Origin of the sequence: Pseudomonas sp. PvP009 (assembly GCF_017832995.1) — a bacterium.
Classification (GTDB): Bacteria; Pseudomonadota; Gammaproteobacteria; order Pseudomonadales; family Pseudomonadaceae; genus Aquipseudomonas; species Aquipseudomonas syringae.
On the sequence record NZ_JAFIBG010000001.1, the window covers coordinates 5829177 to 5851019 of the forward strand.

At 60.1% G+C, this 21843-nt stretch carries 22 protein-coding genes; 11 read left to right on the forward strand and 11 right to left on the reverse strand.

All coding sequences use genetic code 11. From position 1 onward, the window contains the following. Nucleotides 1–102: 102 nt before the first annotated feature. From JOE29_RS25160 to JOE29_RS25185, 6 genes are all read left to right on the forward strand, one after another. The gene (locus JOE29_RS25160) at nucleotides 103–2388 is read left to right on the forward strand and encodes an ABC transporter permease subunit (RefSeq protein ID WP_024693247.1); all 2286 of its coding nucleotides are present in this window, start codon (nucleotides 103–105) and stop codon (nucleotides 2386–2388) included. Nucleotides 2389–2457: 69 nt separating this feature from the next. Further along, nucleotides 2458–4074, forward strand: coding sequence for a phosphate ABC transporter permease PstA (pstA, locus tag JOE29_RS25165; RefSeq protein ID WP_210080036.1), 1617 nt, complete (start codon nucleotides 2458–2460; stop codon nucleotides 4072–4074). Nucleotides 4075–4140: 66 nt separating this feature from the next. Then, the gene (pstB, locus tag JOE29_RS25170; protein WP_003316092.1) at nucleotides 4141–4974 is read left to right on the forward strand and encodes a phosphate ABC transporter ATP-binding protein PstB; all 834 of its coding nucleotides are present in this window, start codon (nucleotides 4141–4143) and stop codon (nucleotides 4972–4974) included. Nucleotides 4975–5044: 70 nt separating this feature from the next. Then, nucleotides 5045–5806 (forward strand): phosphate signaling complex protein PhoU, encoded by a 762-nt coding sequence (gene phoU / locus JOE29_RS25175; protein ID WP_003340338.1) that lies wholly within the window; start codon nucleotides 5045–5047, stop codon nucleotides 5804–5806. Nucleotides 5807–6010: 204 nt separating this feature from the next. After that, on the forward strand, nucleotides 6011–6901 hold the full coding sequence (locus JOE29_RS25180) for a response regulator (RefSeq protein WP_003316095.1): 891 nt from the start codon (nucleotides 6011–6013) through the stop codon (nucleotides 6899–6901). A gap of 190 nt (nucleotides 6902–7091) precedes the next feature. Beyond that, on the forward strand, nucleotides 7092–7994 hold the full coding sequence (locus JOE29_RS25185) for a M23 family metallopeptidase (RefSeq protein WP_003316096.1): 903 nt from the start codon (nucleotides 7092–7094) through the stop codon (nucleotides 7992–7994). 60 nt (nucleotides 7995–8054) lie between these two features. Here the strand turns inward: JOE29_RS25185 and JOE29_RS25190 are convergent, their stop codons facing one another. The 5 genes from JOE29_RS25190 to JOE29_RS25210 form a co-directional block, all read right to left on the reverse strand. After that, nucleotides 8055–9395, reverse strand: a complete 1341-nt coding sequence (locus JOE29_RS25190; protein ID WP_003316097.1) for a hemolysin family protein — start codon at nucleotides 9393–9395, stop codon at nucleotides 8055–8057. A 99-nt stretch (nucleotides 9396–9494) separates the two neighbouring features. After that, nucleotides 9495–10781 (reverse strand): phosphate regulon sensor histidine kinase PhoR, encoded by a 1287-nt coding sequence (phoR, locus tag JOE29_RS25195; protein WP_003316098.1) that lies wholly within the window; start codon nucleotides 10779–10781, stop codon nucleotides 9495–9497. Between the two features lie 96 nt (nucleotides 10782–10877). Further along, nucleotides 10878–11567: a phosphate regulon transcriptional regulator PhoB gene (gene phoB / locus JOE29_RS25200; RefSeq protein WP_002555882.1), complete on the reverse strand. Its 690-nt coding sequence runs from the start codon at nucleotides 11565–11567 to the stop codon at nucleotides 10878–10880. 167 nt (nucleotides 11568–11734) lie between these two features. After that, complete coding sequence (ubiA, locus tag JOE29_RS25205; protein WP_024649908.1) at nucleotides 11735–12625, reverse strand: 4-hydroxybenzoate octaprenyltransferase; 891 nt, start codon at nucleotides 12623–12625, stop codon at nucleotides 11735–11737. Then, complete coding sequence (locus tag JOE29_RS25210; protein ID WP_057405700.1) at nucleotides 12625–13185, reverse strand: chorismate lyase; 561 nt, start codon at nucleotides 13183–13185, stop codon at nucleotides 12625–12627. The genes ubiA and JOE29_RS25210 overlap by 1 nt, the downstream gene beginning before the upstream one ends. A 187-nt stretch (nucleotides 13186–13372) precedes the next feature. Here JOE29_RS25210 and JOE29_RS25215 point away from each other — a divergent pair, with 187 nt between their 5' ends. From JOE29_RS25215 to JOE29_RS25235, 5 genes are all read left to right on the forward strand, one after another. After that, nucleotides 13373–13540, forward strand: coding sequence for a rubredoxin (locus JOE29_RS25215; RefSeq protein ID WP_003316106.1), 168 nt, complete (start codon nucleotides 13373–13375; stop codon nucleotides 13538–13540). A gap of 63 nt (nucleotides 13541–13603) precedes the next feature. After that, nucleotides 13604–14752 carry an FAD-dependent oxidoreductase gene (locus tag JOE29_RS25220; protein ID WP_210079984.1) on the forward strand — a complete coding sequence of 383 codons (1149 nt, stop codon included), beginning with the start codon at nucleotides 13604–13606 and terminating at the stop codon, nucleotides 14750–14752. Nucleotides 14753–14943: 191 nt separating this feature from the next. After that, complete coding sequence (locus JOE29_RS25225; RefSeq protein ID WP_003316110.1) at nucleotides 14944–15219, forward strand: HU family DNA-binding protein; 276 nt, start codon at nucleotides 14944–14946, stop codon at nucleotides 15217–15219. Between the two features lie 247 nt (nucleotides 15220–15466). Next, complete coding sequence (locus JOE29_RS25230) at nucleotides 15467–15910, forward strand: hypothetical protein (protein ID WP_210079985.1); 444 nt, start codon at nucleotides 15467–15469, stop codon at nucleotides 15908–15910. Between the two features lie 166 nt (nucleotides 15911–16076). Beyond that, entirely contained in the window at nucleotides 16077–16454 is a 378-nt protein-coding gene (locus JOE29_RS25235; protein WP_074996678.1) for a helicase, read from the forward strand. On the opposite strand, the gene JOE29_RS25240 is transcribed toward JOE29_RS25235, so the two are convergent. The 6 genes from JOE29_RS25240 to JOE29_RS25265 form a co-directional block, all read right to left on the reverse strand. After that, entirely contained in the window at nucleotides 16455–18416 is a 1962-nt protein-coding gene (locus tag JOE29_RS25240) for a DUF4105 domain-containing protein (protein WP_210079986.1), read from the reverse strand. It lies immediately after the preceding gene. After that, nucleotides 18413–18733 carry a DUF2388 domain-containing protein gene (locus JOE29_RS25245; protein WP_003316115.1) on the reverse strand — a complete coding sequence of 107 codons (321 nt, stop codon included), beginning with the start codon at nucleotides 18731–18733 and terminating at the stop codon, nucleotides 18413–18415. The genes JOE29_RS25240 and JOE29_RS25245 overlap by 4 nt, the downstream gene beginning before the upstream one ends. 38 nt (nucleotides 18734–18771) lie before the next feature. Next, on the reverse strand, nucleotides 18772–19077 hold the full coding sequence (locus JOE29_RS25250) for a DUF2388 domain-containing protein (RefSeq protein ID WP_074954976.1): 306 nt from the start codon (nucleotides 19075–19077) through the stop codon (nucleotides 18772–18774). 86 nt (nucleotides 19078–19163) lie between these two features. Further along, nucleotides 19164–19481, reverse strand: coding sequence for a DUF2388 domain-containing protein (locus JOE29_RS25255; protein ID WP_003340363.1), 318 nt, complete (start codon nucleotides 19479–19481; stop codon nucleotides 19164–19166). Nucleotides 19482–19794: 313 nt separating this feature from the next. After that, nucleotides 19795–20010: a DUF1127 domain-containing protein gene (locus JOE29_RS25260; protein ID WP_003340365.1), complete on the reverse strand. Its 216-nt coding sequence runs from the start codon at nucleotides 20008–20010 to the stop codon at nucleotides 19795–19797. Between the two features lie 320 nt (nucleotides 20011–20330). Next, nucleotides 20331–21824, reverse strand: coding sequence for an acetyl-CoA hydrolase/transferase family protein (locus JOE29_RS25265; RefSeq protein ID WP_003316120.1), 1494 nt, complete (start codon nucleotides 21822–21824; stop codon nucleotides 20331–20333). Between the last annotated feature and the right edge of the window lie 19 nt (nucleotides 21825–21843).

The following is a 21843-nucleotide window of genomic DNA, read 5'->3' on the forward strand; positions in this document are numbered from 1 at the left end:
ACACAAATTGAACAGTCCGCCGCCGGTTTCGCAGGCGGCGGGCTTTCTTGCGTCACCTTGCTGTAATGTTTCTGTCATACAAGGCGTCTACGGTGTGTGCGCATGAATGAGCTGTTCAAATCGACGATGGACCAGAGCTCGCCTCCAGCGCGTATTGACTTCAATACGCCCGCGATGGTGCGAAAGCGTCGTGTCCGTGCGTTGAAGGACCGGCTCACTCACTGGTACGTCGCCATTGGTGGCCTTGCCGTGCTGGCGGCCATCACGCTGATCTTCTTCTACCTTGCCTATGTGGTTGCGCCGCTTTTCAAAGGTGCCAGCCTGACCGCCAACCCTGCGCTGAATGCCGCCTGGCTGCCGGACGCCGGTGCGCCAATGATGATCACCATCGAAGAGCAGAACCAGATCGGCATGCGCATCTCCGACAAGGGCGAAGTGGTCTTTTTCAACATCGATGACGGCGCAGAGCTGCAGCGCATTGCCTTGCCGCTCCCCGCTGGCGTTTCCGTCGCGTCCATCGGCAAGGATCAGCCCGGTGCGCCATTGATAGCCCTGGGCTTGTCCAACGGTCAGGTGCTGGTGTTCAGGCACTCGTACTTGACGACCTACCCTAACGATCAAAAAACCATCACCCCGAGCGTGGCCTGGCCCTACGGCGAGGCACCCTTGGTGCTGGATCAGGCCGGGCGTGCGGTCGAGCATGTCACCGTCAGCTCCGATGGCGACAGCCTGAAGCTGGCAGGGGCGACCGGCACTCAGTTGCACGTCATCTCGCTCGAACAGAAAGAAAACATGATGACCGGCGAGATGACCCGCGAGCAGACGCGTGTCGAGTTGCCGCAGATGTCCGCTGCGGTCAAGGCGATCTACATCGACCCGCGCCAGCAATGGTTGTATGTCATCAACGGGCGCGCGCAGGCGGATGTGTTCAGCCTGCGCGATCGTAGCCTCAACGGCCGCTATAAATTGCTGGAAGACGGCAACGCCGAGATCACGGCAAGCGCTCAACTGGTCGGCGGTATCTCGCTGATCATCGGCAACTCCAAGGGCAGTATGTCCCAGTGGTTCATGGCCCGGGACACTGACGGCGAGCAGCGCCTGATGCGCATCCGCGATTTCAGCCTGGGCAGCGCACCTATCATGCAGATCAAGGCCGAGCAGCGCCGCAAGGGCTTCATCGCTCTGGATGCTTCCGGCAAGTTGGGCGTATTCCACAGCACAGCGCACCGCACCCTGCTGATCGACAAGGTCGCCGAGGGGCCCGGCATTCTGGCGTTATCGCCACGCGCCAACAGGATTCTGATTGAAAGCGCTGGCAAGCTGCTGCCGCTGACGCTGGACAACCCGCACCCGGAAGTCTCCTGGAGTTCGCTGTGGGGCAAGGTCTGGTACGAGAGTTACGACGAGCCCAAGTACATCTGGCAGTCCACGGCGTCCAACTCCGATTTCGAGCCCAAGCTGAGCCTGGCACCGTTGACCTACGGCACACTGAAAGCGGCGTTCTACGCCATGCTGTTGGCCGCGCCGCTGGCCGTGGCTGCCGCGATCTATACCGCCTACTTCATGGCCCCTGGCATGCGCCGCAAGGTCAAGCCGGTGATCGAGTTGATGGAAGCGATGCCGACGGTGATTCTCGGCTTTTTTGCCGGATTGTTCCTGGCCCCGTATCTGGAAGGGCATCTGCCCGGCATCTTCAGCCTGTTGCTGCTCACGCCGATCGGCATTTTGCTGGCGGGCTTTTTCTGGACCCGCCTGCCTGATTCGCTTCGCTTGCGTATTCCCGATGGCTGGGAAGGCGCGATTCTGATTCCGGTCGTGCTGTTGGTGGGCTGGTTCTCGCTGAGCATGAGCCCGCTCCTGGAGAGCTGGTTCTTCGCCGGGGACATGAGCACCTGGATTCGCGACCACCTGGGTATCACCTACGATCAACGCAATGCGCTGGTGGTCGGCATCGCCATGGGGTTCGCGGTAATCCCCAACATTTATTCGATTGCCGAAGACGCCGTGTTCAGCGTGCCGCGCAGCCTGACGCTGGGTTCGCTGGCACTGGGCGCGACGCCGTGGCAGACCCTGACGCGGGTGGTGATCCTGACTGCCAGCCCCGGCATCTTTTCTGCCTTGATGATCGGCATGGGCCGGGCCGTGGGGGAAACCATGATTGTGCTGATGGCGACCGGCAATACGCCGATCATGGACATGAATCTGTTTGAAGGCATGCGTACGCTGGCGGCCAACGTCGCGGTGGAGATGCCAGAGTCGGAAGTAGGCGGCAGCCATTATCGGGTGCTGTTTCTGGCGGCGTTGGTGCTGTTGATGTTCACCTTCGTGATGAACACCCTCGCAGAGCTGATTCGTCAGCGTCTGCGCAAGCAATACTCGTCGCTGTAAGGAAGGTAGGCGTTGGTGAAGCGGAACTCCCTCAGGAACTGGTTCAAAAGTGGCGCCCCCGGCGTCTGGATGAGTGCGGGCGCTGTATCCATCGCTGTGATCATGACCATCGGCCTGTTGGCGGTGATCGCCGTGCGTGGCCTTGGGCATTTCTGGCCCGCCGATCTGGTGAGCGCACAGTATGCAGTCCCCAATCAGGAGTCGAGCGTTCTGGTCGGTGAGCGGGTCGAGCAGGAGCAAGTACCTCGTGCGCGCCTGAAAAGCGCGGGCCTGCCAGTGCCTGATCAAGGGCCGGAATTCATGACCCGCGAGCTGTTCAAGGTCGGCAATCGCGATCTCAACCCCAGTGACTTCAACTGGGTGGTAGGCGAATGGCTGACCGGGCAGAGCCGGCCTGCAGACCTGATGACGCTGGAGCGTCGCGAGTGGGGCAATTTCTACGGCTATCTGGTCAACGTCAAGGAAGGCGGGCGTGTCGTGGCCGAAAGCGACGCGGCCTGGCCGGTCCTGCAAGAGCGCATCAAGCGCGTCGAAAAGCTGGCTGACGAACTCTATACCCTGGAAAAGAAAGACATTGGTGCCATCAATCACGCTATCGAGCGCTTGCGCTTACAGGCCCGCAAACTGGAACTCAATGGCCGGCTGGATGCCGCCGCGCAAGCGGACATGGCTGCCGAGCGGGCCGAGCTGGATGCGCGTTACAAGGTTATCGAGGCGCGTCTTGACGGGCTGCACCAGGCCTTTGATCGCGACAGCCTGACCGCGCGTGATGGCAACGGCAAAGAAATCGAACTCAGCCTGGGCAAAGTGGTGCGTGCCTATCAGCCCAATGCGATGGGCACGGTGACCAAGCTTGGCTTCTACTTCGAGAAACTGTGGGAGTTTCTCAGCGCCGATCCACGCGAAGCCAACACCGAAGGCGGTATCTTCCCGGCGATCTTCGGCACGGTGATGATGACCCTGATCATGGCCGTGATCGTCACACCGTTTGGCGTGCTGGCGGCGGTCTACCTGCGTGAGTACGCGCGCCAGGGTCCGGTTACCCGGTTGATTCGCATCGCGGTGAACAACCTCGCCGGTGTGCCTGCGATTGTCTACGGTGTGTTCGGTCTGGGGTTCTTCGTCTATGTGCTTGGCGGCTCCGTGGATCGGCTGTTCTTTCCTGAAGCGCTGCCTGCCCCGACGTTCGGTACGCCGGGCCTGTTATGGGCTTCGCTGACCCTGGCACTGCTCGCGGTGCCGGTAGTGATCGTGGCGACGGAAGAAGGGCTGGCGCGCATTCCGCTGACCTTGCGTGAAGGTTCGCTGGCACTGGGTGCAACCAAGGCCGAGACGCTGTGGAAAATAGTACTGCCAATGGCCAGCCCGGCGATGATGACCGGGCTGATCCTCGCGGTGGCGCGTGCCGCCGGCGAGGTTGCGCCTTTGATGCTGGTGGGCGTCGTCAAGCTGGCGCCGTCGCTGCCGCTGGACGGCAACTATCCTTATCTGCACCTCGATCAGAAGATCATGCACCTGGGTTTCCACATTTACGACGTCGGCTTCCAGAGCCCCAACGTCGAGGCCGCACGCCCGCTGGTGTATGCCACCGCGCTGCTGCTGGTACTGGTCATCGCCTTGCTCAATCTGTCAGCGGTGAGCATCCGTAATCATTTGCGGGAAAAGTACAAGGCGCTCGACAATTGATCCCGAATTCGCCCTTTGGCAAACGCGGCCGTTCGCTGGCGCGAACCGTTCGCACAGGAGCAATCCATGCAGCATGAAAGCCCGACGAGTGGCATGAACATGTCGGCCCTGAGACGGCACAAGCACAGCCTGGATCTGGCCGACGAAAGCGTGGCCATCGAAGTGCCGGGCCTGAATCTGTTCTATGGCGACAAGCAGGCGCTGTTTGATATCGCCCTGAATATCCCGAAGCAGAAGGTGACCTCGTTCATCGGTCCGTCCGGGTGTGGCAAATCGACGTTGTTGCGCTGCTTCAACCGCATGAACGACCTGGTCGATGGTTGCCGGGTCGAGGGCGCGATCAACCTGTACGGGCACAACATCTACACCAAGGGCGAGGAAGTCGCCGAGTTGCGTCGCCGCGTCGGCATGGTGTTTCAAAAGCCCAATCCGTTCCCCAAGACGATTTATGAAAACGTGGTCTACGGGCTGCGCATTCAGGGGATCAACAAGAAGCGCGTGCTCGATGAAGCTGTCGAGTGGGCGCTGAAAGCCGCTGCGCTCTGGGATGAAGTCAAGGATCGACTGCATGAGTCGGCATTGGGTTTATCCGGGGGGCAGCAGCAGCGTCTGGTCATTGCCCGAACGATCGCCGTGGAGCCGGAAGTCCTGCTGCTCGACGAACCCTGTTCGGCACTCGATCCGATTTCGACCCTCAAAGTCGAAGAACTGATCTACGAACTGAAATCGAAATACACCATTGTGATCGTTACCCACAACATGCAGCAGGCGGCTCGGGTGTCGGATTACACCGCGTTTATGTACATGGGCAAACTTGTCGAGTTCGGTGATACGGATACCTTGTTCACCAACCCGGCAAAAAAACAGACAGAAGACTACATCACCGGTCGTTACGGGTAGTACGTGCTTCGTCAGCCCTGAACCACCGCTGCGTTTTCGCAATTAACCGGACGTTCCAAGGACACCCAGCATGATCCACAAAGACAGCCATACGCATCACATTTCCCAACAGTTCAACGCTGAACTCGAAGACGTTCGCAGCCATTTGCTCGAAATGGGTGGCCTGGTCGAGAAGCAGGTGAACGATTCGGTCACGGCGCTGATCGAGGCCGACTCTGGCCTTGCCCAACGTGTTCGCGAAGTCGACGACCGGATCAATCAGATGGAGCGCAGCATCGACGAAGAATGTCTGCGCATTCTGGCGCGTCGCCAGCCTGCAGCGTCCGACCTGCGCCTGATCATCAGCATTTCCAAGTCGGTGATCGACCTGGAGCGCATTGGTGATGAAGCGACCAAGATCGCGCGCCGTGCCATCAAGCTCTGCGAAGAGGGTGAGGCACCACGCGGTTACGTCGAAGTGCGTCACATCGGCGATCAGGTGCGCAACATGGTGCGTGATGCGCTGGACTCGTTCGCCCGTTTCGACGCCGAGCTGGCCCTGTCGGTTGCGCAGTACGACAAGACCATCGACCGCGAGTACAAGACGGCCCTGCGCGAGCTGGCGACCTACATGATGGAAGATCCACGCTCGATCTCCCGGGTCCTGGACGTCATCTGGGTGCTGCGCTCTCTGGAGCGAATCGGCGACCATGCACGCAACATTTCCGAGCTGGTGATCTACCTGGTGCGCGGGACCGACGTGCGGCACATGGGTCTCAAGCGCATGAAGGAAGAAGTGCAGGGTATATCGAGCGAAACCGCTAATGTTCCGGGCAACGCTGACGATAAGTAAGATTGCCTGCGAGAAAAACGCCCAGCACGCGCTGGGCGTTTTTCGTTGCGCAGATCAGTATTTCCCGTCGCCTGCGGATTAAATGCCGCGGCGCAGTCAATCAATATGGCAGTTGGCTATCAGTCAACGCTATGCTTGCCGAAACAAAGGGCGTGTTGGCATACCGCAGTTCGCCTCCAGGTGAACACGCCCGCAGGAGCGTCGATGAGTAAGGTCAGTGTATTGGTGGTGGATGACGCGACTTTCATTCGCGACTTGGTCAAGAAAGGGCTGCGCAATTATTTCCCCGGGATTCATACCGAGGACGCGGTCAATGGTCGCAAGGCTCAGACGTTGCTGGGCAAAGAGGCGTTCGACCTGATTCTGTGCGACTGGGAAATGCCCGAAATGTCCGGCCTGGAGCTGTTGACATGGTGCCGTGAGCAAGACAATTACCTGAGAACCGTCCCGTTCATCATGGTGACCAGCCGTGGCGACAAGGAAAACGTCGTGCAGGCCATTCAGGCCGGTGTGACCGATTTTGTCGGCAAGCCGTTCACCAATGAACAGCTGCTGACCAAGGTCAAGAAAGCGCTGGCAAAAGTCGGCAAGCTCGACGCCGTCATGTCCACAGCCCCGGCACGCATGAACTCGCCGCTCAATGACTCACTGAGTGCATTGACCGGTGGCAAGGCCGAAGTGGTTCGTGCCGCGCCTGCTGCAGCCGCGGCCGCAGCCCCCAAGCCCGCCCCTGCACCCGTCAGATCGGCACAGCCGACCGGTCGCGGCCAGGGCCAGTTGCGCCTGCCCAACGGCACTCAGTCATGCGTGATCAAGGCCCTCACCCTGAAAGACGCCACACTGGTGATTCGCGTCAGCGAAAACCTGCCCCAGGTACTCGACAGCGCGGTGCTGGACCTTGAGCAGGGCGAGGACAACGAGGTTGCACGCCTGAACGGCTATCTGCACTCCGTCGCCGCCTTTGAGCAGAAGCCGGACAGCGAATGGCTGCAAGTGACCTTCCGCTTTGTCGATCACGACGCGCAGAAGCTCGATTACCTGTCGCGTCTGATTGCTCGTGGCACGGCGCAGAAGCACTTCATCCCGGGCGCCTGATACCTGCCTGCGAGCTGAATGGCATGCCCACACGGGTCAGCCTTGCGCGGTGTTACTCGACACCGCGTACCGGGCCTCTGGCGTGCCTTCCTTGACGCTTCATTCATGTCCGATTGATACCCTTGCGTCCTCTTCTGCCTGCAAGGCTGCTAGGCTTGGCACCCAGTGCCCTTGAACCCGACCCATCCCGATGCTTGAACGCCTGCTTATCCTGTTTGCCCTGATGTTGACTGTGCAGTCGGCCGGGGCTGTCACGATTTATAAGTTCACCGATGCCGATGGCGTGGTGTCCTTCTCGGACCGGCCGACGCCCGGCGCATCGGTCATGGTGTTTCGGGACCGCATGGTCGAGCGTATCGACGGCCAGGTGCATTTGAGTGTCAGGCGTGAAAAGGGCGTACACAGCCTGTACGTGCGCAACGATCTGTACGCCCCGGTCGAAGTTGAACTCAAGCTCTCCAGTGTGACCAACGTGCTGGGGGTGTCTGGCTCTTCAGCGACGCTGCGCCGCACGATCCCTGCGCGCAGCAACCAGCGCGTGGTGGTCTTGAGCCCCAAGGTGGGGAGCAAGCCGATGAACTACGCCTCGGTGCTGAGTTCAACCCTGGGTGATCCCAAGGGCTCGGTGCAGGCCTATAAATACCCGCTGCCGTGGATTGGCGGGCCGTTTCGCCTGACTCAGGGACCGAATGGCAGATACAGCCATTACGGCGTCAAGGGGCGTTATGCAATGGACATCGCCATGCCGGAGGGGACGCCGATCATTGCCGCGCGCGGCGGTACGGTGGTGAAGATCGAAAACAGCCAGTCAGGGCGGGGCTCGAATGCGTCAGGTAACTTTGTGCGCATTCTGCACGAGGACGGCACGATGGGCGTCTACCTGCACCTGATGCGCGGCTCAGTGAGTGTCAGGGAAGGTCAACGGGTCAGCGTCGGAACAGCACTGGCGCGGTCGGGCAACACCGGCAACAGCACCGGCCCGCACCTGCACTTCGTCGTGCAGCGCAACTCGGGCAATGAACTGATCTCGATCCCCTACGAATTCGCCACCCCCGTGCAGAGCCTGCCCAACTTCGCCGTCGGCGGGAATTGAGGAGGAGCCATTCATAGCTCCACGCCCTGCGTCCGATCCTGAACCGGCGGCGCTGATCGGTCAGTCCAGCTTCAGCACCTTGGCCAGGACGATTTTCGGGCCTTTCATCTTTTTGATGATGATGCGCAGGCCTTCGACTTCCAGTTGTTCCTCTTCTTCCGGCACTCGCTTGAGCGTGTCGTAGATCAAACCGGCCAGTGTCTCGGCTTCAATGTGATCCAGGTCGATGCCCAGCAGGCGCTCGATCTTGAACAATGGCGTATCACCGCGTACCAGCAGTTTGCCCGGCTGGTAGGCAAGAATGCCGCGTTCCACCTTGCGGTGTTCGTCCTGGATGTCGCCCACCAGTACTTCGAGCACGTCTTCCATGGTCAGGTAGCCCACGATCTTGCCGTCGGCTTCTTCCACCACGGCGAAGTGCGCGCCACCCTTGCGGAACTGCTCGAGCAACTGCGACAGCGGCATGTGCCGGGAAACACGTTCCAGCGGGCGGGTCAGCTCGGCGAGGTTGAACGACTCCGGAATATGGTCCAGCGCTGCCAGCTCCAGCAGCAGGTCCTTGATGTGCAGCAGGCCGACGAACTCGCCACGTTCAGCGTCATACAGCGGATAACGGCTGAATTTGTGACGGCGGAACAAGGCAAGGATTTCCTTGAGCGGCGCATTGAAGTCCAGCGACACCATGTCTTCGCGGGAGTTGGCCCAGTCGACCACTTCCAGCTCGCCCATTTCCACCGCCGACGCCAGCACGCGCATGCCCTGATCGCTGGGGTCCTGGCCACGGCTGGAGTGCAGGATCAGTTTCAGCTCGTCGCGGCTGTAGCTGTGTTCATGGTGCGGGCCGGGCTCACCCTGGCCGGCGATGCGCAGAATGGCGTTGGCACTGGCATTGAGCAGGTAGATGGCCGGGTACATCAACCAATAGAAGAAGTACAACGGCGCCGCTGTCCACAGCGACAACAGCTCCGGCTTGCGGATCGCCCAGGATTTGGGGGCCAGCTCGCCGATCACGATGTGCAGGTAGGAAATGATGAAGAAGGCGGTAAAGAACGACACGCCCTTGATCAATTCCGGAGTGTCTACGCCCACCGCTGCGAGCAATGGCTCCAGCAGGTGCGCGAAGGCCGGTTCACCAACCCAGCCCAGGCCCAGAGAGGCGAGGGTGATACCCAACTGGCAGGCCGAAAGGTAGGCATCCAGCTGGCCATGGACCTTGCGCAGAATGTGCCCGCGCCAGCCGTTCTTGTCGGCAATGGCTTCAACCTTGGTCGAGCGCAGTTTGACCATGGCGAACTCTGCCGCAACGAAAAAACCGTTGAGCAGGACCAGGAACAAAGCAAACAGAATCATGCCGAAATCGGCGAAGAGTGAAGACAGGTTAAAGCTAGGGGAAGGGTCCATGATGGGGTTTTGCAGGGTCCGTATTAACAGGAAGAGGGTTGTGTCACGCCAGAGAAGACGCTATGAACCCGGCAATGTAGCGGCTCGAAGCAGGATTGCCTAGTAGTCTGAATCGTCGCTCGCGGGTTTGGACAACTGACCGCTGGCAAAGTGACAGGTAAAAACACTGCCCTTGCCAAGAACACTGTTGATCTCGAGGTTGCCGCGATGGCGCAGCAGCACGTGTTTGACGATGGCCAGCCCGAGCCCTGTACCGCCGGTATTGGAGGCGCGGCTGGTATCGACCCGGTAGAAGCGCTCGGTCAGGCGCGGCAGGTGTTTGGTCTCGATGCCGATCCCCGAATCCTGCACGCTCAGGTGCGCGCCCCGTTCGTCGGCCCACCAGCGAACACGGATCACGCCCTCGGCCGGGGTGTATTTGACGGCATTGAAGATCAGGTTGGAAAACGCACTGCGCAGTTCGCTTTCGCTGCCCTTGAGGCGCATGTTGCTTTCCAGGCTGAGGTGGATCTGCTGGTTCTTGCTGCCCGACAGCGCGTTGGCATCGGCGGTGATGGTCTTGAGCAGGGAATTGACGATCACCGGGTGGTTGTCCGAGGGGTAATCGGTGGCCTCGAGCTTGGCCAGCAACAGCAGGTCATTGAGCAGCGTCTGCATGCGCCCGCCTTGCTGATGCATCTGTTGCAGCGCACGGACCCAGCGTGGGTTGACCTCGTCCACGTTATCGAGAAGCGTTTCCAGGTAGCCGAAGATCACCGTGAGCGGCGTGCGCAGCTCGTGAGACACGTTGGCGACGAAGTCTTTGCGCATCTGTTCCAGCTGATGAATGCGCGTCACGTCGCGCACCAGCATCAGATGCTCATTGTTGCCATAACGGGTGATCAGCAACTGAATGCGCAGGCGATCGTTGGTCGGCGACGGGATTTCCAGCGGCTCGCTGTAGTCGCCCAGCGCAAAGTATTCCTTGAAGCGTGGATGTCGTACCAGATTGGTCACGGGCTGCCCGCTGTCCTGCGGCGTCTTCAGACCCAGCAGGGTTTCGGCGGCACGGTTCCACCACTCCAGGTTGCCGTCGCTGTCGAGCATGATCACGGCATCACGCAGCGCGGCGGTGGACTCCTGCACGCGATCGATAACGGCCTGAAGGCGACCACGAACGCGCTGGTCCCGGCGCTGCAGGTGGTAGATGCTGTCGAAGACTTCGCCCCACAGACCGTAACCGTCCGGAGGCGGCTCGTCGGCCTTGTGGCTGCTCAGCCAGTCGTGCAGGCGTAACAGCTGCTTGAGGGTCCAGGCCAGGTACAGCCCCAGCCCGGCGGCCAGGCTCCAGGCATACTGCCCACTGATCAGGCCGACCAACAGGCAGGCGGTGACCAGCAACAACATGTGGCGTATCAGAGTGCCATGCCAATTTTGATTCAATTAGGGGTAAATCCTTGTCTGGTCTGCACTGGCCATTGCCCTGCGTCGACGCAGCGGTTTTCAGCTCTTGGTCGAGAAACGATAGCCCGTGCCGCGCACGGTTTGTACCAGATTTTCATAGGCATCCCCCAAGGCCTTGCGCAGGCGGCGGATGTGAACATCGACGGTGCGTTCTTCGACGTAGACGTTGCCGCCCCACACCTGATCCAGCAACTGACCGCGTGTGTAGGCGCGCTCCTGGTGGGTCATGAAGAACTGCAGCAGACGGTATTCGGTTGGGCCCATTTCGGCGGGTTTGCCGTCGATGGTGACCCGGTGGCTGATCGGGTCGAGCAGCAGGCCGCCGACTTCGATGGGCGCTTCGCCGTCAGTCGGGCCAGCGCGACGCAGCACGGCCTTGAGGCGTGCCACCAGCTCGCGCGGCGAGAAAGGCTTGGTGATGTAATCGTCGGCGCCCACTTCCAGGCCCTGAATCTTGTTGTCCTCTTCGCCCTTGGCGGTGAGCATGATGATCGGGATGTCCCCGGTCAGTTCATCACGCTTGAGGCGCCGGGCCAGTTCGATGCCTGAGGTGCCAGGCAGCATCCAGTCGAGCAGAATCAGGTCAGGCTTGCGGTCCACGATGATCGCGTGGGCCTGCTGAGAGTTTTCGGCTTCAATACAGTCGTATCCAGCCATTTCCAACGCAACGGCGATCATTTCGCGAATTGGCGCTTCGTCGTCAACGATCAGGATGCTCCTGCCAGCCATGCTCGAACCTCTTGTCATTTAACTGTCTTGGAGCGCATTAGATAACGGAATTATTGCAGTCGTGTGACAGGTCTGAATGAGGCTAGCACGCTGACAGGTCGCGGGGGCCCGCAAGCCTCGCGATCCGGAATTTATTTCAGTCGTGCGCAGGCTGGCGGTGGCTGTACTCAGCGCACCGCGTAGTCAGCGACGATGCCCAGGAATATCGCCAGTCCGGCCCAGTGATTGTGTAGAAAGGCCTTGAAGCAGGCGTCTCGCTCGCGCTCACGGGTGCTCCAGAATTCCCAGGCGAAGCAGCCCGCCGCTGCCAGCAGGCCGATGTAGAAGCACGCGCCCAGTTCGAAGCGTGCACCGGCCAGCATCAGACAGCCCAGCGCCAGCCCCTGCAGGGTCAGGATGATGACCCGGTCGGCATCGCCGAACAGGACGGCCGTGGATTTCACGCCGATTTTCAGGTCGTCATCGCGATCGACCATGGCGTAGTAGGTGTCGTAGCCCACAGTCCACAGCAGGTTGGCGATGTACAGCAGCCAGGCTGCAGCGGGCAACTCGCCGGTTTCGGCAGTGAAGGCCATCGGCATGCCCCACGAGAACGCAGCACCCAGCACCACTTGCGGGTAATAGGTGTAGCGCTTCATGAACGGATAGCTGGCTGCCAGGGCGAGACCGCCGACCGACAGCCAGATGGTCGCCGCGTTGGTAAACAGCACCAGCACAAAGCTCAGGCCGACCAGCACCGCAAACAGCACCAGCGCTTCCCGGGAGCTGACTTTGCCGCTGACCAGCGGACGCTGCTCGGTGCGTTTGACGTGGCCGTCCACCTTGCGATCGGCGAAGTCATTGATTACACAGCCTGCCGCTCGCATCAGAAAGACGCCGAGCACAAAAATGAACACGGTCTGCAGCGACGGCGCGCCCTTGCCTGCAATCCAGACCGCCCACAGGGTCGGCCACAGCAAAAGGTAGACGCCGATGGGCTTGTCGATGCGTGTCAGCTGGATGAAGTCCCAGGCGCGTGGGCTCAGACGATTGAGGGATTTGAGGAGGGACAGGTACATCAGACGTGGTCCTTGTCGTGGATCGCAGTGCACAGGGCGGGCAGGAAAACTTCGGCGACCAGCACGCTCAATGCGCCTCGATCGAAGCGCGAGCGGCGGGCCCACAGCCCGCGCGCTGCGTCGGCAGCGGGCAGCCAGGCCTCGGGGTAATGACACACTTCAAGCGCGCCGCGCACGAACGCCGGGTCACTGAACAGCAATTCACCCAGCGACCGAGTGCCCAACTCATCCATATTCAGGCCGCCATCCAGCAGCGCGCTGCGGGCGGCGACACTGCGCGCGAACACCCAGTTGTTGCCGTTACCGCGCAGGTACACCTCGCGCACCCAGCCTTCGCCAGCCTCTGGCAGGCCCAGCGCCAGGCACTCGTCAGGGCGCAAGGGCTGCCAGCCTTCAAACTGCGGAAATACGCTGAAACGACCGTCAGACAAACGGTCCAACCGACGAGTAAGGGAGTCCTTATTGAACAACCAGTCGAGCATCACCGGGTCCGGCGCGTCGATCAATTGCTCGCGCTCGAGCCATGCAGGGCCAATGAATGCGGGGGATTGCTGGGTCACGGTAAGCCAGTTCCGGCAGCCAACGAGGCCGCGAGCTTAGCATGATTGCCGGCCTGGACCGACGGTCGGCAGAACGTCGGGTCATAGATCAGACTTGCATCCGCGCCTGCCGATCAGTACAACGCCCTTCAGAAGGCGGCAACTGACCGTCGTACGCTATTGAGCCTGATAAACGAGAGAACCTGACATGAAGAAGTGGCAATGCATCGTCTGCGGCCTGATTTATAACGAAGCCGATGGCTGGCCGGATGACGGAATTGCGCCCGGCACCCTTTGGCAGGATGTGCCGGAAGACTGGATGTGCCCGGATTGCGGCGTGGGCAAGATGGACTTTGAAATGATCGAAATCGGTTGATCGCTGCCCGCAAACAAGGGCTGGCAACAACGGGCACCAGGCACAGTGAAATAGGGAAGAACAATGAGCGCACCTGTCGTCATCATCGGCACCGGCCTTGCGGGGTATAACCTCGCTCGAGAGTTTCGCAAGCTGGACGCTGACACGCCGCTGCTATTGATTACGGCCGACGATGGCCGTTCCTACTCCAAGCCGATGCTCTCTACCGGCTTTGGCAAAAACAAGGAAGCCGACGGCCTGAGCATGGCTGAAGCCGGCGCCATGGCCGATCAGCTAAAGGCCGAGGTCCGCACGCATACGCGGATCAGCGGCATTGATCCTGGCCACAAACGCCTGTGGATCGGCGAAGAGGCGGTGTATTACCGTGATCTGGTGCTGGCCTGGGGCGCCGAAACCATTCGTGTACCGGTGGAAGGCGACGCAGGCGACGCGATTTTCCCGATCAACGATCTTCAGGATTACGCCCGTTTCCGCGCGGCTGCGGCGGGCAAGCGTCGGGTGTTGATTCTCGGCGCAGGGCTCATTGGCTGTGAGTTCGCCAACGACCTGATCCTGGGCGGCTATGAAGTGGATCTGGTGGCTCCGTGCGAACAGGTCATGCCGACCCTGTTGCCCCCTGAGGCCGCGGCTGCGGTGAAGTCCGGTCTGGAAAGCCTGGGCGCACGTTTCCATCTGGGGCCGGTGCTGACCCGCCTGAACCGCAATGGTGAGGGCCTGCAAGCGCACTTGTCGGACGGGCAGGTGATGGACTGCGATCTGGTGGTGTCAGCCATCGGCCTGCGTCCTCGCATTGAGCTGGCCGCTGCTGCCGGCTTGCAGACCGGGCGCGGCATTCTGGTCGACCGCCTGTTGCAAACCTCCCACGCCAACATCCACGCGCTGGGTGATTGCGCTGAAGTCGATGGCCTGAACCTGCTCTACGTGATGCCATTGATGAGCTGCGCTCGTGCGTTGGCCCAGACGCTGGCCGGAAACCCGACTTCCGTCAAATACGGGCCCATGCCGATCACCGTGAAGACGCCCGCCTGCCCGCTGGTGGTTTCGCCGCCGCCGCGTGGCAGCGATGGCCACTGGAGCGTCGAAGGGCAGGGCGCGGATATCAAGGCGCTGTGTCATGACGCTGAGGGCCATCTGCTCGGCTATGCGCTGACCGGCGCTGCGGTTATGGAAAAACTCGCACTCAACAAGGTGCTACCTGCGTTATTGGCGTGATTTCACGTCATTTTGTCGGATTGACCCTGCATTTCTGCCAATAAACCGCATTCATGCACTGGCGCGGGTCAGTTCGGCATGCCATTCTCGACCTCGTCTGCCGCTACGTAGAGCTGTCGCGGCGCCTTGTTGCCGTTTTTTACAAAAGCGGCGCGGGACATAAAAACAAAAAACCGTAAAAGAGGCTTCATATGCGTAAACCAGAAGTTGCAGCCGCCATCGCTGAAAAGGCGGATCTCACGAAAGAACAATCCAATCGCGTTCTCAATGCCATCCTTGAAGAGATTACTGGCGCACTGAACCGCAAGGACAGTGTCACGCTGGTAGGTTTCGGTACTTTTCTGCAACGCCACCGCGGCGCCCGCACTGGCAAGAACCCACAGACCGGGGAGCCGGTTAAAATCAAGGCAAGCAACACGGTCGCCTTCAAACCGGGGAAAGCCCTGAAAGACAGCGTCAATCCTTGACACCCTGTTGTGCGCCTCGGCGGGAGACGCACAACCTACAGGCGGGCACACCAATCGGATTGGGTGCCCGTTTCTTGTTTCTGTCGTATGACGCCGATGCTGCCTCTCGCGCCCTGTGAGAATTGTCCTACTCCATTCCGTGTAATTGCCTTCCAAAGCCCCAGCTTTGCCTGACTTTTTCTTGTTGTTGATTGCCTTAGAGTGCCGTCCCTGCTGCACCCCTTCAATTACTCTTGGGAAATCCAGAATGAAAAAGCCATGGAGGTTTGCTGCTGTTGCGGCTCTGATCGCCACGACCAGCGGTTGCGTGAGCTACAACGTCAGCCAGCCAAGCGCGCCGCTGGAAGGCACGGTCAAAACCGACCTGAAAGCTGACGTCAAGGTTGGCGGCACCATCAGCGGCGAGTCGTCCACCAACGTGCTGTTCAATTTCCTGAGCTTCGGCGGCGATAATCAGTTCGCCGACGGCGTGACCTACGGTGGCGCAAGTGGCGGTGGCGGCCTGGGTCTGGCGTTGCCTGATCCTGTCTCGACGACCAAAGCGGCAGCGGCCTTCAAGGCGGTGAAATCCTCCGGTGCCGATCTGATTGTTGCGCCGCGCTACGAAGTCAGCGTCAAAGACTACTTCATCTTCAAGAAGGTCGATGTAAAGGTCACGGGTAACAAAGGCAGCATCAGCAGCATTCGTTGATGTCAGTGGGATGCTGCTTCCCACGCGGAGCAGCATCCTCATGTTCGGTAACTGTTTTGTGCCGATCTCCCTCGAAATCCTTTCTTGTCCTAAAGGTTTTGCGCCGATAACCCGCTACACTGCCACGCTGATTCCGAGTCGGAAACCGCGTGTTCAGAGGCCGTGTATGAAATTTCGTTTTCTGTTGTGGATGCTGGGCCTGCTGATGGCCCGCGCCAGTCGTAACAATCCGGCGTTCCAGCAGCAATTGGCTGGCAAAGACCTGACCTTTCAGCTGCAGACCGCAGATGGCAAGGTTGCACGTCACTTCGTGGTCCACGATCAGCGGATCCGCAGTGCAAGTGGCACGGTTGCAGAGCCGGCCTTTGCCATCGTGTTTCGTGATGCAGCCTTTGGCTTTGATACCCTTCAGGCGAAGAACAAGCAGCTGGCGTTCATGAAGGGCATTCAGGACAAGGATATTCAGATCAAGGGCAACCCGGCCCTGGTGATCTGGTTCCAGGGCCTGGTCAAATACCTCAAACCGAGAAAGAAAACGGCCTGATCACGGCAACTGCAGCCCGCCTGCAGCCTTGTGCAACGCCCTGAGGTGCTCCGACACCTGTTTGAGATTGGCTTCGTTGGCGGCAATCTCTTTGGCACGCTCAGGCTCCAGCAGGGCTCGCACTTCCTTGTCGAGATCGCCGGTCAGGCGCTTGAGCTGTTTCTGGCGCTGACTGCTTTCTGCTTCAAGACGCTGCCATTCACCCGCCTGTGGCAAACCGTACCCGTCGCTGCCCAGCAGCTCGGCAGGCCGGCTGAGGAACCCGCTGCTGGCGAGGATTTCCTGCAGCGTTTTGGTGGCGTTGGAGACTTTGCCGTCTTTCAATTCCCGCGCACCCAGGTAGCTCTGTTTCACTTCGTCCTGAGCCAACAACAGTTGCCTGCGCAGGCTGGCCTGCTCCAGCAGCAGAATCGCAGCGCTGGTGCGCAGATCGGCTTTGCCGAACCACTGGCTGCGCTCACTGGCGGGTAGCGCCATCCAGTCTTCCACGGTGTTCTGTTTGATCGGCAGGTGCTTCTTCAGCACTTCGAACATCGCCTGATAGCGGTCGCGGTAGGAGTCGAACCGATAGCCCAGACGCAGCGCTTCCTTGGGATCGTCCAGTACGCTGGTGTCAGCCAGCCCACGGCCTTCGAGGACTTCAAGCAAACCGTTAGGCAAAATGCTGTCCAGGCCGACGAGCTTGGAGTTGTGCGTACCGGCGCGCAGCAGTTTGAGATTTTCAACGGCGCAGTTGTTCGAGAGGAAGTAATAGTTGCCGTCGTAACTCCAGTGCATCTCGGCGGCGTGCTGCACCAGCCCTTCTATTTCCGGACGCGACAGCTTGATTGGTACCGACGCCAGGCTGCGCAGTTCGGTCTTGGTGTATTCATCGATGACCTGCGCCAGTGGCAGAACGAACAGGCGCGACGGGTAGGCACCCATCAGGCCGTCCCAGCTGGACAGCTGCACGTCGCCAACAAACGCCCGGTACGACAGCACCAGGTGCTGATCGAGGTCCAATCGGCAATCCGGACCACGCGGGCGGCCGGGTTTGCAGATCACCAGGCGCAACATGCTGTGGCCCCAGCGGCTTGCCCAGTTCTGGTTCGCTTCGGCCAGCAGATAATCCACCGCATAGACCCGCTCCGGGTCCAGCTTGCCCAACGGCTCTCGGCCGAAGTCGCTGCCGGCGTTCAGGTAGGGGTAGAACTTCGGGCATTCGTTATGGGCTGCAGGTGCCCAGCCAAAACGCTCCTTGTAATATGCATACAGGGCAGGGCGACGGCAGGCGTAGGCCGGATCAAGGAGGAAGTACTCCATGTTCACCGCCACGAATTCCAGCGGGCTGGTGGTTTCGTAGATGTCCGGGCTGCGGGCAACCTGGCCGTTATGTTCCTCGCGGTCGCCGCGACGTCCGACATATTGCTGCCAGCCCGCCAGGTCCAGCAGGCGTGGATCATCACTCAGGGTGAAGCGTCGCTCGGTCTGGCCGCGGCAGTTGTCAGGCAGGCCGACCTTGCCCAGCGAACTGCTGCGTGAGGTACAGCGAAAAATCGCCGCTCGCTCGCTGGGCGACCACAGGCGGGCGCGGTCGTAGACGTGGGTCAGCTCATGCAGGACAGTGGCAAGCAACTCACGACGCACCGTACCATGTGGCCGGCCCGTCTGGGCCGTGGCGGCCGAGCCGTCCGTCAACGAGGCCAGCAGGTGGCTGTTGAGGTACAGCTGATAGGGACCTGCAGCCTGACCGTAGGCGTTCTGCGGCATGTCAGCGGACCAGTTCACCTCGACGGTGCGGTCCAGTGCTTCGACGAAGCTGGGCGGTAGTGCGTGCAGGGCTTCGTCGAGCAGCGCCTGGCTGGCTTGCTGTTGCGGCGCATCGAGGCCGTCGGTGTGCAATTCCAGCTTCAGGCTGGCAAAGGCATGCGTACCGACCAGCGACAGCGCGCCAGCAAGCAGCCAGGCGCGAAACCGCCTCACAATGCGAGGATTGCTTCAGCCAGGGTCTGATCGCTTGCACCGCGCGCTTCCGGTACGCGGGTACGCAGCGTGTCGAAAGCAGCATCCAGTTGGGCTCCGTGGATATCACCACCGGTGGCAACGTAACTGGCAGCATCGTCCTTGGCCTGGAGAACGACCTTGGAGTCGCGGATCGATGTGGTGGTGTCGGAAGTGAAATCGATGGTACGGCCGAACGCACGAACGATGATGTTGCTCGTAGCCACAACAGTCTGGGCCTGGGCAAAATCGGCCAGCAATAGCAGGCCAAGGGAAGCAGCAATCAGCGGGGTACGCATGTAGTGACGTCTCCAGTTACGCGAAGAGGGGAAAGTGGCTATTGGACGAGGATTGCCTGCGCCAGTTCAAGGTCGCTGGCATGAAGTTTTGCATCTGACTGACGCAGGGCATGCAGCGCTGACTCAAGCCGGGCGCCACGCATTTCTCCGCCGCTGGCGATGAATGCAGCAGCATCGTCACGGGCAGCCATGATCAGTTTGTTATCGAACGGTCCTGTCGAGACCTGACTGGTGGCATAGCCGGTCTTGACCAGGCCTTGCGTGGTCGTATCGAACGCTTGAACCTGACTGACGTACATCAGGCTGGCAAAGGGAGCGATATACAGAAGGTGCACTAGACGCATGACTTTCACGAACCGGCAAAACAGGCTCCAAGGCTAGCGCAATGCGCGGGCCAGAGCTACCCCGGCACGTAGCCGGGGCGCAGCGGTCAGATGGCCAGAATGGCCTGAGCCAGTTGGCTGTCGCTGGCTTGCAGTTCAGGCAAAACCTGGCGGATGTGCTGCAACGCGCCTTCAAGGCGAGCGCTGCGGATGTCGCCGGAGCTGGCCACGAAGCTGGCGGCATCGTCACGGGCGGCAAGAACGATCTTGTCGTCTTTCAGAGAAGAAGAAACGTTGGAGGTCGCGCGCGTCGCTGCATTGACGGCATCGACCACTGCGTCGGTGGTGACAATGAAGCTGGAGGCGTTTGCACCGGCTGCGGCGGTCAACAGAAAGACAGCGCCAAGGTTACGTAGCAGAGACATGATCGAATTCCGTTTTGGACAAGTGGGCACAGACTGCCTGCGAAGCCGAAGGGCTGAGGTAGAGCGGTAGACTATCCCACCGATGCTGCAGTTGTCATGAAGGTCGACGGCTTCGGCTTACACAGTTTGCAATATTTGGTAACTGTACCTGCCATAATTTTAGATTACTCAATCTGTACTGCTTTCGCACACCCCCTCTGAATCTGCCCCGTGAAACGACAAAACCCGTCTCAGTTGCCTGAGACGGGTCTTGTATGAAGCAATTCGGGTTGCTGGCAGGAGACCTAACGGTCAAGGACCAGCGGGCGCATGTTTAGCGCCAGAACGGCTTGCTCAGCTCTTCGTAACGCTGGGATTCGCTGATACCGGCGTCAGCCAGCAGACGTGCATCCAGACGGGCCAGCTGGTGGCGGCTGGACAGGCGACGCTGCCAGAGCATCAGATTGGCGAACGCGCGCAGAGGCAGAGAAGTTTTTGCGGTGTTAACGGTGCTTTCGCTGAAAAGATCGGAACTGATTGTACGTTCCATGGTGTGACTTCCTTCCGCTTGTGGCGGGATAAGTGAGTTGCTTGACTGGTGCCCATTTTCCTCGTGCGCGTCCAGCTTCCATAGACACAGTTCACCTGTATTGTGAGGGTTCAGTTAACTGTGATTGGGCACTGTTTTGTTCATAAATGGGGCAACTGTACCGGTCTGCACTGTATGAGTGCGTTTTGTGATCGATTGTGGTGATTTTAGTGTTTTAAGGCACTTTTATGACCGGTACAGCAGTACAGTTTTTCGATAAGCCCTTGGGGGCAGGCAGGAAGTGAATCAGGAAAGCGCTTGCTCACTTGCAACTGTCCTGTTCAAGCCGGCAGCATGCGTCCGGTCTCTTCCAGGTTGATGTGCCAACTCAGTGCTTCGCGCAGGATGTGCGGGGTATGCCCGCCCACGGCGCAAGCGGCATTGAAATAGGCGTTCAGCGCGCCGCGATAATCCGGATGCACGCAGTTATCGATGATCACTCTGGCGCGTTCGCGAGGTGCCAGACCGCGCAGGTCCGCCAGGCCCTGCTCGGTGACCAGGATGTCGACGTCGTGTTCGGTGTGGTCGACGTGGCTGACCATGGGCACAACGCTGGATATCGCGCCACCTTTGGCGATCGATTTGGTGACGAAGATCGCCAGGTGCGCGTTGCGCGAGAAGTCTCCGGAACCGCCAATGCCGTTCATCATGCGTGTACCGCAGATGTGGGTGGAGTTCACATTGCCGTACAGGTCGAACTCCAGCGCAGTATTGATCCCGATGATGCCAAGGCGACGGATCACCTCGGGGTGGTTGGAGATTTCCTGGGGGCGCAATACCAGCCTGGACTTGTAACGATTGAAGTCGGCAAACACCTCGGCGTGCTTGGCCGCCGACAAGGTCATGGAACTGCCCGAGGCAAAAGTCAGTTTGCCTGCGTCGAACAGGTCAAATGTCGAGTCCTGCAGCACCTCGGAGTACATTGTCAGGTCTGTGAAGGGCGACGCGAGCAGGCCGTGCATCACGGCGTTGGCAATGTTGCCGATCCCCGCCTGCAATGGCATCAGCTTGTCGGTCAGCCGGTCTTCGCGTACTTCTTTCTTGAAGAACTCTACCAGATGATTGGCGATGGCCTGCGTGTCCGTGTCAGGTGGTGTGACCGTGGAGGGCGAGTCAGGCTGGTTGCTGATGACAATGCCGACTATTTTTGCCGGGTCGATCTTCACCGCGTGGCTGCCGATGCGCGAATCGGCCTCCAGGACCGGAATCGGCAGGCGTGTCGGTCTGTAGCTGGGTATATAGATGTCGTGCAGGCCTTCCAGCTCCAGTGGCTGGGACAGGTTGATTTCCACGATGACCTGTTTGGCCAGGATGGCGAAGCTGGCCGAGTTGCCCACGGAGGTGCTCAGCACCAGATGGCCCTCTTCGGTGATCGCCACGCATTCGATCACGGCGAGGTCCACAGCCTTGATCTGTCGATTGCGCAGCAACTCGACGGTGTCGGACAAATGCTGATCGATGAACATCACCGTGCCGTTGTTGATCGCCTTGCGCAGCGTGCTGTCGACCTGAAAGGGCATGCGCCGGGACAGTACGCCGGACTCGGTCAGTTGCTTGTCCAGGTCATTGCCCAGACTGGCGCCGGTCATCAGGCTGATTTTCAGCGGCGTCACTTTGGCGCGCTCGGCCAGCGCGTGGGGTACGGCCTTGGCTTCGCCTGCACGGGTGAAGCCACTCATGCCGACGGTCATGCCGTCTTCAATCAAGGCGGCAGCGTCGGCTGCGCTCATAACCTTGCTCATCAGGGAGGGCCGGCGGATACGGTCACGGTACATGGGTCTGTCTCGTAGATAG